This is a genomic window from Vibrio sp. 1180_3, assembly GCF_029478545.1.
In the GTDB taxonomy this organism is placed as follows: Bacteria; Pseudomonadota; Gammaproteobacteria; order Enterobacterales; family Vibrionaceae; genus Vibrio; species Vibrio aestuarianus.
In genome coordinates this window covers 1-12,899 of record NZ_SJFM01000025.1, presented here as the reverse complement: position 1 = coordinate 12,899, position 12,899 = coordinate 1, and the positions used below count along the sequence as shown (strand labels likewise).

The following is a 12,899-nucleotide window of genomic DNA, read 5'->3' as shown; positions in this document are numbered from 1 at the left end:
TAAACCGATTTTATTGCTGCACTGCTATTTGATGCCAGTATCGCCCTGCTTTTGATAACAGAATTAATAGCGATGGGGCGATTATCCACATATGCAACGCAATTAACACCTGAGGTTCAAACCCAGCTCGCTGTAGCGAGCCCACTAATAAACCAGCGCCACTCATTTGAAATAGTCCAAGCAATGCAGCCGCGGTTCCTGCTTTGTCGCCAAATGGAGCTAACGCTTTTCCTGCTGCCGCTCCCAAAATCCAGGCAAATCCAATAGACGAAATAAAGATAGGTAACATAAAGGCGAATGCAGTTTGTTGCTGTGCCAGTACAAGCATTATTGTTCCGGCGATCAGTAATATACTAATGCCAACAACTAACGTTTTATGAGTGCCAAATTTATCCATAAATTGAGGTGCTGTTAAACACGCAACAATATTGATGATGGCATTCATTCCAAACCAAAAAGTGAACTCGTTCATGGTTAAACCGTAACCTTCCATCAACACCACAGGAGCTGAGGTTACGTAAGCAAGAATTACTGCCATGGCTAACATACATAAAGAGGCATGGAATAGGAAAGAAGGTGTTTTCAATACCGACCAGTACCGCGAAAACTTAAAGAATGCTTGCTTCTCTGCCGTTTCAGGATTGGTTTCTTTCATACCTATCAGCATCATTGAGCCAACAACCACAGCAAAACCAGCCATAAAGCTAAAATTACTGCGCCAGCCGAACTGTTGAGTCAACCAACTTCCAAGAATTGGTGCCAGTGCTGGAATGAAACAGATCGCCCCATTCAGGTAGCTGATCATTTTACCACTGCGTTCTGGTCCAAAAATATCGCGAACTGTTGCAAAGGCTGCCACCGATGTTGCACAAGCACCGAAGCCTTGTAGCAGCCGAGCCATCAGCATCCACTCAATACTTTGAGCTGCCCACGCCAAGCAAGCACTCAATGCATAGATACTGATACCTCCCAATGCAACAGTTCGACGACCGAGTTTATCCGCCAAGGGGCCCGCAAATAATTGCCCGATACCCATGGCGAATAGAAACCAAGTGATCGTATCTTGTGCATAAGCGTGTTCCACGTGAAATGTTTGTGAAATTAACGGTAAAGCAGGCAGATAAATATCAATCGCCAACGGGCTGAACAGTACCAACAAAACCAGTAATGTCAGCTGGCGCTTACTGTCTGCACCAGATGTTATTTGTTTCACGAAACACTCCAATATAAAGAAAGAACAACTTTGAGAACTGATGCATAGTAACGCAATGATGATATGAGCAGAAATGGCATATAATCATCCTAATTATTCCTAATTGGAAAAACAGATGAATATTGAGAAGTTATCTCGCATCGATCTCAATTTACTGGTTTGTTTAACCGTTCTGTTAGAAGAGCTGAGTGTCACGCGTGCTGCACATCGTCTCTGTTTGAGTCAGTCAGCCGTGAGCAAATCACTGGCCAAACTGCGTCAACAATTCGATGATCCGCTATTTATTCGTAACTCTCATGGTCTAAAGGCAACGCCTCAAGCTTTATTCTTGAAACCCAAGTTAGATATCCTAATTAATCAGCTTGAAATCATTACTCAGCCGCAGGAATTTTCGCCTCAAACCAGTGAATATCGTTTTCAAATAGCCGCAGTAGAAAGTGTTTATCCACTGATTCTGCCACACTTTTTACCAGTAATTTTTAACCAAGGACCTAATTTAAATATCAATACCCATTCTTGGGATGATCAAACATTCAAAAAACTACAGCTAGGAGAAATCGACTTAGGTATCACTGGCAAAGATATCGATATTAATGATGCCAAGCTAACTATGCTGCCCCCCAGTGACATCTGCGAGCAAGAGATTTACCGAGACAGCCAAATGTGCGTGGTGAGAAAAGATCACCCGGTTTTACGTGAAAATTGGACGCTAGAAAGCTACCTTGCGCTGCGTCATGTACAAGTGCGATGTGATGGCAATGACCGCTGGCTACTCGATTACCGTCTGGCAGATATTGGCAAAGAGCGTGATATCGCAATTACGGTTCCAGACTTCAACAGCGCCGCCAGTTTGTGTACCTATACTGATTTCATTTTCACAGCGCCAAGTCATTTTACCCATCTAGTCGCGCAACAAATGGATCTGGTTGTTCTTCCCTTACCCATGGAGTTCCCACCCATGGCTTATACGCTTTTTTGGCACAGAGACAGAGAAAATGACCCCGCATTAAGCTGGTTAAGGCAGATGATCCAAACCAAAACCTTACACCTTAGATAATTATTATTTTGAAATTTGCGCGAGTCAGATAAAAAGAGTAGCTTATTTGCACTCGTCCACTCAGTAATGATGTACTGAGATTCATACAACGGACTGTTATAAAAAGGATATAACACAGATGCATAATTCGATCGCAGAACGTGTTTCAGCTTTACGTGGCTGGTTAACACAACAAGGGCTTGATGCTGTCATTATTCCTCATGAAGATGAATATCTTGGGGAGTATGTACCACAACATAATGAACGTTTACATTGGATAACTGGCTTTACCGGTTCAGCGGGTGCTGCCGTGATCACCCAAGATAAAGCCGCTATTTTTGTTGATGGTCGCTATACCGTTCAAGTTCGCAAACAAGTGCCGGAAAGCACATTTGAATATCGACACTTGATTGAAGAGCCCTTTCTCGATTGGCTACAAGAAACACTTGCTACAGGTAGCAAGGTTGGTTTTGACCCACGCATGCATCGTGCGAGTTGGCTTAAAGCTGCACAAAGAAAATTGGATGGTGAGCTACAACTGGTAGCGACATCAACCAACCCTGTCGATCAGTTATGGACGGATCGTCCCGAGGCCTTAGTTTCACCTGTACGCCTTATGAGTGATGAGTTTGTTGGTCAAAATAGTCAAAGTAAACGTAGCTTGATTGCGCAACAACTCATGAAAAAGAAGGCCGATGCGGCAATACTCACCGAATTAGATTCGATTTGCTGGCTATTGAACATTCGTGGTCTTGATGTATCACGTTTACCAGTTCTGCTTTCTCACGCCATTATTCATGTTGACGCTAGTGTCGATTTTTTTCTTGATCCATCACGTATTCCAAGCGAATTTACCCAGCATGTAGGCGCAGATGTTCGAGTCCACCATCCTGATCAACTAGAAGCGCAACTTCGTGTATTGAGTGGTCAGAAAGTTATTGTAGACTCGGCAACCAGCAACGCTTGGTTTACGCTAGTTCTACAAAATTCAGGGGTTGAGATAATTGATGACGCTGACCCATGTTTATTGCCTAAAGCGGCCAAGAACGCCACCGAAGTTGCAGGGATGAAAGCTTGCCACGTACGCGATGGCGCTGCGATGGCTAAGTTTCTCGCATGGCTAGATAACGAAGTCGCCAATCAAAGGCTCCATGATGAAGGTTTTCTCTCTGATCGTTTACAAGCATTTAGAGAAGAAGACGCTTCATTAGCAGACCTTAGTTTCGATACTATTTCCGCTGCTGGTAGCAATGCAGCGATGTGTCACTACAACCACATCAACCAAGCGACTCCAGGGCAACTCGCTTTAAACTCTCTCTACCTTGTCGATTCTGGTGGTCAATATACTGATGGCACAACGGATATCACACGTACTATCGCCATTGGTCAACCTAGTGATGAGATGATTCAGCAATTCACGTTGGTATTAAAAGGGCACATCGCGCTAGCACGAGCTCGCTTCCCTAAAGGCACTTGTGGCCATCAGCTAGATGTACTTGCCCGTCAACATTTATGGGCTAATGGTTATGATTATGATCATGGTACTGGTCATGGTGTCGGTCACTTCCTCAGTGTACATGAAGGCCCACAACGCATTAGTAAAGTGTTCAACAATGTCGCATTGCTCCCGGGTATGGTGCTTTCAAATGAACCTGGTTATTATCGAGCAGACGCCTTTGGCATTCGAATTGAGAACCTGGAATTGGTTGTCGAAATGGAAACCAAAGGTGATTTCAGTGTGTTAGGGTTTGAATCATTAACTCGTTGTCCAATAGACAAGCGTGCAATTAATGTTGATATGCTAACTCGCCCAGAGCTAGCGTGGTTGAACGATTATCACCAAAAAGTATGGCAACAAGTTAGCCCGTTGGTGGAAGGTGAAACTAAAGAGTGGCTACGCCAAGCAACCTCCGCAATTAAACATGACTGATATTTAAATTTCTGTCACATGTTCAACTCAATATGTTTTATCCATTAAAAAGGCGACCAACTCTGGTCGCCTTCTAAATTGTGAGCTAGATATTTACCGAATATAAAGAGTATCTACTCTGATGTTTCACGTGAAACATTACCCCGAATAGGCACTATGCCAATCCTTCCACACAGCTTGCAAACCACGATTTTTTACAGCGAGTTCGACTTCATGTGCAGTACGATCATCGCTAATTGTAAATTGTTCTAACTCAACATCTTTCATCGCATAACCTCCAGGTTGAGTCTTTGATGCAGCAGAAATACTGGTAATCCCCAGAGGAATGACACTATCTCGAAAATGAGCTGATTCTCGAGTAGATAGAGAGAGTTCAACTTGCGAATTGAATAATCTAAATGCACAAATCAATTGGACCAACTGCTTATCAGACATTTCAGATTTAGGCTGTAATGAACCTTCACATGGACGTAAACGCGGAAAAGAAATGGAATAGCGGGTTTGCCAATAGGTTTTTTCTAAGTAATCCAGATGAGCAGCAACATAAAAACAATCAGTTCTCCAATCTTCTAAGCCAATTAACGCGCCGATACCTATTTTGTCTATTCCAGCCCTAGCCAGTCGATCTGGCGTCTCAAGTCGGAAATTGAAATCCATCTTATTGCCTCTTAAATGGTGTGAAGCATAAGTGGAAGGATGATACGTTTCTTGGTAGACCATCACCGCATCAAGACCAAGTGTTTTAAGCTCCTCATAATGTACTTGCTGAAGCGGTTGAACCTCCATCGCTACATAACTAAACTCGCTTTTGATCACAGGTAGTATCTGACGAAAATACTCTACCCCGACTTTAGTTTCATGCTCACCCGTTACCAATAACACACTATCAAACTTCATCTTTTTGATGGCTGCAATTTCACCTGCTACCTCTTGCCTATTCAAAGTACGCCGTTTGATTCGGTTTTCCATAGAAAAGCCGCAATAGGTACAAGCATTGGCACACAGGTTAGATAAATAAAGCGGGATATAAAACGAGATCGTATTACCAAATCGTTGACGTGTTAATGAATAAGCATACTGTGCCATTTGCTCTATATAAGGTTCAGCCGCTGGAGAAATCAGAGCTTTAAAGTCTTCCAAATTAAGCTTATCTTTTGCTAGAGCCCGCTCTACATCTCGTGCCGTTTTAGTTCGGATCGATAAACTAATATCATCCCAATCTAACTGCTTAAAACGTTCCAAAAAACTCATGACTACTCATCCAGAAAAGCTGTAAAAGGGCTGGAGGCAACCGCATGCCAAGATTGAGTTGCTAAGCCTGATTCATAGGCCATTCGTCCTGATTCTATCGCCATTTTAAAAGCCATTGCCATGCTAATAGGGTCGCGTGCAGTTGCTATTGCGGTGTTAACCAGCACTGCATCAGCCCCCATTTCCATAGCACGTGACGCATGTGAAGGCGCACCAATACCAGCATCAACAATGACAGGAACTTTGGCTTGGTCGATAATAATTTCCAAGAAATCTTTTGAAACTAAGCCTTTATTCGAACCGATTGGAGAACCCAGAGGCATCACCGCAGCACAGCCTACCTCTTCTAATCGCTTACACAACACAGGGTCAGCATGGCAATACGGTAGAACAGTGAACCCCTCTTTTACTAGTTGCGCTGCTGCTTTTAATGTCTCAATTGGATCAGGCATTAAGTACTTAGGATCGGGGTGAATTTCTAATTTTAACCAGTTGGTTGCTAATGCCTCACGAGCTAAGTGGGCAGCAAAAACCGCATCCTTAGCATTTTTTGCGCCTGAAGTATTAGGTAACAAATGGATATTAGATTCGATAAGTGGCGCTAAAATATCATCATTCGTATCGTTCAAATCAACACGCTTTAAAGCCATAGTTGCCATTTGTGAACCTGATTGAGCAAGCGCTCGCGCCATCACATCACGATTGGCAAACTTACCAGTTCCAGTAAACAAACGAGAGCTAAACTCTCTACCAGCTATTGTTAACATTTAGCCTCCTGCAATGGCTTGAAACAGTGAAATTGTGTCTCCATCAAAGAGCAAGGTAGTAGCCCATTCACTACGTGGAATGACATTTGGTCCAATGGCAAAAACACTTCCAGTGGTCGATATGGCCAGCAAAGTGACAATATCCAATAGACTTGAACCATTACTGACTTGATGCGGTTGATTATTGATCGTTATCGTTATATCGGACATTTTTGTTCCTCACCTATGTTATCTGCTACTGGCAAACAACAAACATCACAATGCAAATCTTTAGGGACGTTGAATGTTTGAAATTGAAAGGTTTGGCCATCAAACACTGTCATTTGATTAGCTTGGTAATCAGGCTGTTTTGTTAGAAGCTTGATTGTTTGAAGCGCTTGAAGTGCTCCTATCACTCCAACCACAGGACCAATGACACCAAGTTCGTCACAACGCTGTGTTGCTGGTAGCTCGCCATCTGGAACCAAACATCGATAACAGGGAGATGGTGGTAAGTGATCAAACGTAATTATTTGCCCTTGCCAACCAATCGCCGCCCCAGAGATCAAAGGCTTATTTGCTTTGCGGCATGCTTGATTAATGATATGACGACTTTCAATATTATCAGTACAGTCTAAAACCACATCTGCGAGTAAAATTTCTAGGTGTAACTGTTTATCAAAAATACGCTTTGTTATTGGTCTGACTCGACAATCCTTGTTGATAGCCGCTATCTGTTCAGCCATAGCTTTTACTTTTGATTTACCAATTTGATTTTCCCGGTAGATCACTTGGCGATGTAAATTGCTACTTTCTAAAATATCATCATCAACAATCACAAATTGCCCAATACCCGCCGCAGTTAAATACAAAACCGCGGCCGAACCCAAACCGCCACATCCAATAACAAGCACTTTACTGGTTAATAAAGTATGTTGGCCATGTTCACCAATTCGAGTAAGCGAAAGTTGCCTCTGGTAACGAAGAAACTGGGCATCAGAAAGCATGGGTCCCCCTTCTCTCAGCACGCAAATTCAACTCAGAAAGTTGCATAATGGAATTGAAACTTTGGATCGCAGATCTAGTGTTTCTCGCCTCAGTTACCGCTCGAACCACAGCCAGACTTGACACGCCACATTGCCAAACTTGCGCTGCGTTATTAAGATCAATCCCACCAATAGCTACCGTTGGTATGGAATTTCCCCCTGTGAAATTAGCCAAATCATCTAGTAACTGTTGGTAGAGTTTAAGTCTGACTAATCCTTGTGGTTTAGATGGCATTTGTTTGGTTGTCGTTGGAAATATATGACCTAAAGCGATGTAACTTGGCTTAAGTTGAGCAACTCGTAAAAGCTCATAGTAACCATGAGTAGAAAGACCTAAGCAAAGTCCAGCTTTTGCAATTTGCTCAAGGTCAGCTGTTTCAATATCTTCTTGCCCTAAATGGACACCAAAAGCTTGGTGTTTAATCGCAAGTTGCCAATGATCATTAATAAAAACTTGAGCACCATATCTTTGGCCAAGCTTGATAGCCTTGATGATGTTTAGTTCAAGGTCTGGATGCTCTGTATTTTTCATTCGCAGTTGAATGATTTTTACACCCATTTTAAGCAAGCACTCAATCCAATCGACACTATCGACAACGGGATATAGCCCCAAGTTGTCTTTATGCATAACCGGGAAAGCTAGATCATCATTGGTCGCAAGGAAACCTTGTTTAATAGTCGGCTTTGGGAAATAGCTAATTTCTGTGGGCCATGTTTCACGTGAAACATTCATTGCAGCACGAGCTAGCACTAAAACATCTTCAAGTGGAAGACCAAGACATAACAAGGCTAAAACCCAAGCAAAATGAGTAATATCAGAATTAGATAACTCTAATGAGCGAGAGTAATGCAGAGAACACAGCTCTTGGTCTTTGTACCATTGGTCTTTCGACTCAAGAGGATCCAGTGCTCCAAGAGCAAGTTGAATGACATTCTTTACTGCATAGCATGAAGAAGGAATCGCTGATTGGTACTGAAAAAACAAATTACAGCCAGAAACAGAAACATCTTGTGACGACATCAAACAGTCACTATCAATCGTCCACTCATCAAGTTGGCAGCACGCTGTTGGGCTCACACCTAATGTTATATCTTTAATATCAAAGCCTTGCTGCTGAGCCAGCAGCAAAATGCGTTGGATATCTCCGGTTAAAGCAATATCTTGCCGAGGAATTAATAACAGAGTCATAGCTACTCCTCACTGCAAACAGTCTGCTTATTCACCGCTAGATGATATAGTTCGGAACCTGCCGCCTTAAACTCGTGCGATTTTTTTCGCATACCTTCTAAAGGATCATCCAATAATTTCACAGAAATCTTTGCATCAGCAGCAACTTGCTCGCTATCTTTAGCATATTCTCGCACTTCTTGAGAGATCTTCATCGAACAGAATTTTGGGCCACACATTGAGCAAAAATGCGCTACTTTTCCTGATTCCTGAGGTAAGGTTTCATCATGGAAAGCACGAGCTGTAACAGGATCTAGCGCAAGGTTAAATTGGTCCTCCCAACGAAATTCGAAACGGGCTTTTGATAAAGCATTATCACGAATTTGAGAGCCAGGATGGCCCTTAGCAAGATCAGCAGCATGCGCGGCTAATTTATAAGTAATTAAGCCGGTTTTTACATCTTCTTTATTTGGCAAACCTAAATGCTCTTTAGGCGTGACATAGCAGAGCATTGCGCAGCCATACCAACCAATCATTGCCGCCCCAATACCGGAAGTTATGTGATCGTAACCAGGTGCGATATCCGTTGTAAGTGGGCCTAGAGTATAGAATGGAGCTTCGTGGCAGTGCTTAAGCTGCTCATCCATATTTTCTTTAATCATATGCATTGGAATATGACCAGGTCCCTCAATAATGACCTGAACGTCGTATTCCCAAGCAATTTTGGTCAGCTCACCCAAGGTTCGAAGCTCAGCAAATTGCGCCTCATCATTCGCATCAGCAATTGAGCCAGGGCGAAGCCCATCACCCAAGGATAGTGCGACATCGTACTTTGCGCAGATTTCACAAATCTCTCGGAAGTTCGTATAAAGAAAACTTTCAGTATGATGAGCCAAACACCACTTCGCAATGATTGAACCTCCACGAGAAACAATACCAGTGACACGTTTGGCCGTCATAGGGACATAGCGCAATAACAACCCAGCATGGATAGTAAAGTAATCAACCCCCTGCTCGGCTTGTTCAATAAGCGTATCTCGCATCACTTCCCATGTCAGATCCTCAGCGACACCATTTACTTTCTCAAGAGCTTGATACATAGGAACGGTGCCAATCGGTACCGGGCTATTACGTAATATCCATTCTCGTGTCTCATGGATATTTCTCCCCGTAGAAAGATCCATCACGGTATCGCCACCCCAGCGAGTCGCCCACACTAATTTTTCCACCTCTTCTTCAATAGAAGAAGAAACCGATGAGTTACCTATATTAGCGTTTACTTTTACTAAAAAGTTACGGCCAATAATCATCGGCTCTGATTCTGGGTGATTAATATTAGCAGGGATAATTGCACGCCCCTGAGCCACTTCTTGGCGGACAAATTCAGGCGTTATTTCTCGTGGAAGGTTGGCACCAAAGCTCTGACCTGGATGCTGTTGGTTAAGTTGTTCATCAGCAAACTTTTGTCGCCCCATATTTTCGCGAATAGCGATGTATTCCATTTCAGGAGTAATGATACCTTGGCGAGCATAATACAGCTGAGTCACTCTTCTGCCATGTTTTGCACGGCGAACAGAAGGCAAGTTTCCATAACGTAATTGGTCTAATGTTTCGTCAGCTAAACGTTGCTTTGCATAAGCAGAACTAACGCCCTGAAGTAACTCGGTATCTTCTCTCTCTGCTATCCAGCACTCTCTTAGCTTCGGAAGACCTTGGTATAAATCGATGGCGTGAGATGGGTCAGTATAGACACCCGATGTATCATAAACACACACAGGGTCATTAGGCTGATAAATAGGAGCTGTTTTGCTCCCTCCAATTAAGCTACCAGCAAGTCTGATTTCTCGCATTGGGACACGAATATCAGCTCGTGAACCTTCGATATAAACTTTGGTTGAATTGGGGTAAGGCTCGACAGATAGAGTGTCGATAAATTGTTTGGCTTCTAGTCTCGCTTGTTTGCGACTCGACATAGCATTTTCCTTTCATTGTTTTAGGGATAAATGCTTGACGGATTGATACACAAGAGTCGATCAAAATAAAATTTTGATCTGAGGATGATATAACTAGATAGATCACTAGTAAGATTATCTTCTCTTGTTCCCTTCGCAGGTATTAGCCTGATCAGGTTCAACGGATCCCGAAAATACGGTCTCAGCCTTATGGCACTCCGACAAGTGAAATCATTATAAAGAAAGCAGATTAATTAACCAAGGTGAAACGTTAATTCAGTTAACTTTTGTTCAACAATTGAAAGCCAATCCAAGCAACAGAAATACTCAAAACGACATTCAAGAGAATGTTAAGGCCCATTTTAAAGAAAGCGCCTTGCTGCATTAAAAGAACGTTATCCATAGAGAAAGTGGAAAATGTCGTTAGCGCTCCTAAAAATCCTAAACCAATAATTTGTCGCCACGGTTCAGTGGCAAGTAACTCACTCTCAAACGCCGCGATCAATAACCCCATAATAAATGAGCCGACAACGTTTACCATTAGTGTGCCATAAGGAAAACCTCGCCCGAGAAGCACCACACACAACTCGGAGATTAAATAACGAGAGCAAGCACCAAACGCCCCACCCAATGCGATAAAGCCTAATATAGACAATTGACCCATAGTAATCTCCTTAGAACTACAGTCGCTATTCTAACCGCTAAAGAGGAGAAATCGACCTACAAATATAAAAAGTGGTTATACAAAGTACAAATCACCAAGTACTTTTTAAAAGTTACATACGTCACTTATGTAAATGAAATCGGATGAACTGTAAGAAAAACCACATGGGATACCAGCAACCGTCTTACTTAGTGAGCTAAAATCACTAGGCTGAAATCGGAGGAGTAGCAATGCTCAAAGAACACATTAAACAATACAAACCAAATGAACTTGTCGATCCTGTCGTCCAATTCGAGACATTGCCAGGTGAGCAGATACACGACCATCCCCCATTACGGCGAACATGTTAAAGCTTTCGTAACACTAATTAAGTTCGTTAGCTTCCCAGTGGAAAAAGCGTTCGATGACTCTGACTTCAAGTTCGCAACGGGTGCCCAGGGAAAACAGTAAAGGAGCTTACAAGGTTAGCGTTCATCGAGCGAAAGGAAAACGTGGTGTTACTTGGACCAAGTGGCGCAGGGAAGAGCCACCCTGCGGTGAGTCTAGGTCAACTCGCCGAGCCAAAAGATCTTAAAACGCGGTTCGTCACAGCAGCAGACTTGATGCTTCAACTATCTACAGCGAAAGTTCAAGACAAACTTGAAAGCTACTTAAGACGTCGTGTGCTCACGCCCGAGCTCTCGATAGCAATTTAACGCATTGTTACTCTATTTTGACCACTCTAATCGATCAATGTCTACGTAATATGGCCTATCATACTGATTACTTAGTTACTTCCCATAATGCACTTTTCTCTGCGCTCATTTTTTTTGCATTAAAACGAAAGAATACGATCCGCCCTCTTTTTCTCTACCCAAAAATCCTTTGTATTTCAGGGATTGCGGCTATTTGAACAAGTATCACCAATTTCGTTTTTTAACGCGCTGAATTTCTAGGGGTGAGCCAGTAGAAAAGCCCACCATGCGCTTTATCTGAGCGTTTATGACAGACATAAAAAAAGGCCACTCAACGAGAGTGACCTTTGAACTACACCATACAATCGAGAAAGCGTCTTAATGCTATACCGCTTTCGCTTCACATTTTAAAGCGAGTATATAAAACCCCATTCGATACAAAGACGGTTTTAAAATCGATTAAATATAATCTCTAACCATAGTTCGACCGCCAGCCAAACGCTGATTGATGATGTGCAAAACCTGTTTGATGTACGCTTTAAAGCGACTAACGATTTGGTCGCGATTATTGCAATGAGTTGATCGCCAACGGCCAAGCAAGGCTGTACACAGAGGATGGCAGCACACCCAGTGAGAAATCAAAAATCGAGATGTGCCAAATCATCGCAACATATGGTGGTTTGGCCCTCGTCCATTGTCTCCAGCTTCCCACTCTCGGTATCATGGTTACAAACTTTGACAGTATGCTTATCTACATCCTCAAGGACTCTATCCGCAAATCGGTCAGCATTAAGAACAACAGTAAAAATCGTGTCAGAATTTCGAATCGATGAACAGCTGGACAAAGTAGCCACACTCGAGTTCAACAACGTAAACTCAAGAAAGTAGGCTCTGATGATTGGTCGCTATTTTGTAGAGTGCGCACAAAAAAGCCCAGTAAATCAACTGGGCTTTCTGATTTGCATTATTATGCAAAATTAAGATGGCAGGGGTGGAGAGATTCGAACTCCCAACACGCGGATTTGGAATCCGCTGCTCTGCCAATTGGAGCTACACCCCTAACGTTTATTTTAAAGAGTTAAACATCTCTTAAATAAAGTGGCGGAGCGGACGGGACTCGAACCCGCGACCCCCGGCGTGACAGGCCGGTATTCTAACCAACTGAACTACCGCTCCGCTGCGTGTCTGGTTAGACAATATTCAAAGCCTGGCGATGTCC

General features: G+C 42.9%; 10 protein-coding genes, 2 tRNA genes, 1 pseudogene and 1 riboswitch. Of the genes and pseudogenes, 3 read left to right on the top strand and 10 right to left on the bottom strand.

Annotated features, from left to right (window positions below):
* Positions 1–10: 10 nt before the first annotated feature.
* Entirely contained in the window at positions 11–1,213 is a 1,203-nt protein-coding gene (locus EYW48_RS14880) for a multidrug effflux MFS transporter (RefSeq protein WP_274676028.1), read from the bottom strand.
* Between the two features lie 115 nt (positions 1,214–1,328).
* On the opposite strand from EYW48_RS14880, the gene EYW48_RS14875 reads away from it, so the two are divergent.
* Both EYW48_RS14875 and EYW48_RS14870 read left to right on the top strand, forming a co-directional pair.
* Entirely contained in the window at positions 1,329–2,270 is a 942-nt protein-coding gene (locus tag EYW48_RS14875) for a LysR family transcriptional regulator (RefSeq protein ID WP_053309784.1), read from the top strand.
* A 118-nt stretch (positions 2,271–2,388) separates the two neighbouring features.
* Entirely contained in the window at positions 2,389–4,179 is a 1,791-nt protein-coding gene (locus EYW48_RS14870; protein WP_172532777.1) for an aminopeptidase P family protein, read from the top strand.
* Between the two features lie 138 nt (positions 4,180–4,317).
* On the opposite strand, the gene thiH is transcribed toward EYW48_RS14870, so the two are convergent.
* The 7 genes from thiH to crcB form a co-directional block, all read right to left on the bottom strand.
* Positions 4,318–5,430, bottom strand: coding sequence for a 2-iminoacetate synthase ThiH (thiH, locus tag EYW48_RS14865; protein WP_176313091.1), 1,113 nt, complete (start codon positions 5,428–5,430; stop codon positions 4,318–4,320).
* Between the two features lie 2 nt (positions 5,431–5,432).
* Positions 5,433–6,197, bottom strand: a complete 765-nt coding sequence (locus EYW48_RS14860) for a thiazole synthase (protein ID WP_274695793.1) — start codon at positions 6,195–6,197, stop codon at positions 5,433–5,435.
* On the bottom strand, positions 6,198–6,407 hold the full coding sequence (thiS, locus tag EYW48_RS14855; RefSeq protein ID WP_261918282.1) for a sulfur carrier protein ThiS: 210 nt from the start codon (positions 6,405–6,407) through the stop codon (positions 6,198–6,200).
* Positions 6,395–7,183: a HesA/MoeB/ThiF family protein gene (locus EYW48_RS14850; RefSeq protein ID WP_277432618.1), complete on the bottom strand. Its 789-nt coding sequence runs from the start codon at positions 7,181–7,183 to the stop codon at positions 6,395–6,397. The genes thiS and EYW48_RS14850 overlap by 13 nt, the downstream gene beginning before the upstream one ends.
* Positions 7,173–8,411 carry a thiamine phosphate synthase gene (thiE, locus tag EYW48_RS14845; RefSeq protein ID WP_277432617.1) on the bottom strand — a complete coding sequence of 413 codons (1,239 nt, stop codon included), beginning with the start codon at positions 8,409–8,411 and terminating at the stop codon, positions 7,173–7,175. The genes EYW48_RS14850 and thiE overlap by 11 nt, the downstream gene beginning before the upstream one ends.
* A 2-nt stretch (positions 8,412–8,413) precedes the next feature.
* Complete coding sequence (gene thiC / locus EYW48_RS14840) at positions 8,414–10,363, bottom strand: phosphomethylpyrimidine synthase ThiC (protein WP_277432616.1); 1,950 nt, start codon at positions 10,361–10,363, stop codon at positions 8,414–8,416.
* Positions 10,364–10,474: 111 nt separating this feature from the next.
* Positions 10,475–10,573, bottom strand: a riboswitch (TPP riboswitch).
* 49 nt (positions 10,574–10,622) lie between these two features.
* On the bottom strand, positions 10,623–11,006 hold the full coding sequence (gene crcB, locus EYW48_RS14835; protein ID WP_053309792.1) for a fluoride efflux transporter CrcB: 384 nt from the start codon (positions 11,004–11,006) through the stop codon (positions 10,623–10,625).
* Between the two features lie 446 nt (positions 11,007–11,452).
* On the opposite strand from crcB, the pseudogene EYW48_RS14830 reads away from it, so the two are divergent.
* Positions 11,453–11,686: pseudogene (locus EYW48_RS14830) on the top strand (ATP-binding protein); the annotation flags it as partial.
* Positions 11,687–12,663: 977 nt separating this feature from the next.
* Here EYW48_RS14830 and EYW48_RS14825 read toward each other — a convergent pair.
* Positions 12,664–12,740: transfer RNA gene (locus EYW48_RS14825), tRNA-Trp, on the bottom strand.
* A 39-nt stretch (positions 12,741–12,779) separates the two neighbouring features.
* Positions 12,780–12,856 (bottom strand) — tRNA-Asp (locus tag EYW48_RS14820).
* Between the last annotated feature and the right edge of the window lie 43 nt (positions 12,857–12,899).

Coding starts and splice junctions, on each gene's coding strand:
- EYW48_RS14875 (WP_053309784.1), top strand. CDS start 1,329: ATGAATATTGAGAAGTTATCTCGCATCGATCTCAATTTACTGGTTTGT.
- EYW48_RS14860 (WP_274695793.1), bottom strand. CDS start 6,197: ATGTTAACAATAGCTGGTAGAGAGTTTAGCTCTCGTTTGTTTACTGGA.
- EYW48_RS14850 (WP_277432618.1), bottom strand. CDS start 7,183: ATGCTTTCTGATGCCCAGTTTCTTCGTTACCAGAGGCAACTTTCGCTT.
- EYW48_RS14870 (WP_172532777.1), top strand. CDS start 2,389: ATGCATAATTCGATCGCAGAACGTGTTTCAGCTTTACGTGGCTGGTTA.
- thiS (WP_261918282.1), bottom strand. CDS start 6,407: ATGTCCGATATAACGATAACGATCAATAATCAACCGCATCAAGTCAGT.
- thiC (WP_277432616.1), bottom strand. CDS start 10,363: ATGTCGAGTCGCAAACAAGCGAGACTAGAAGCCAAACAATTTATCGAC.
- thiH (WP_176313091.1), bottom strand. CDS start 5,430: ATGAGTTTTTTGGAACGTTTTAAGCAGTTAGATTGGGATGATATTAGT.
- crcB (WP_053309792.1), bottom strand. CDS start 11,006: ATGGGTCAATTGTCTATATTAGGCTTTATCGCATTGGGTGGGGCGTTT.
- thiE (WP_277432617.1), bottom strand. CDS start 8,411: ATGACTCTGTTATTAATTCCTCGGCAAGATATTGCTTTAACCGGAGAT.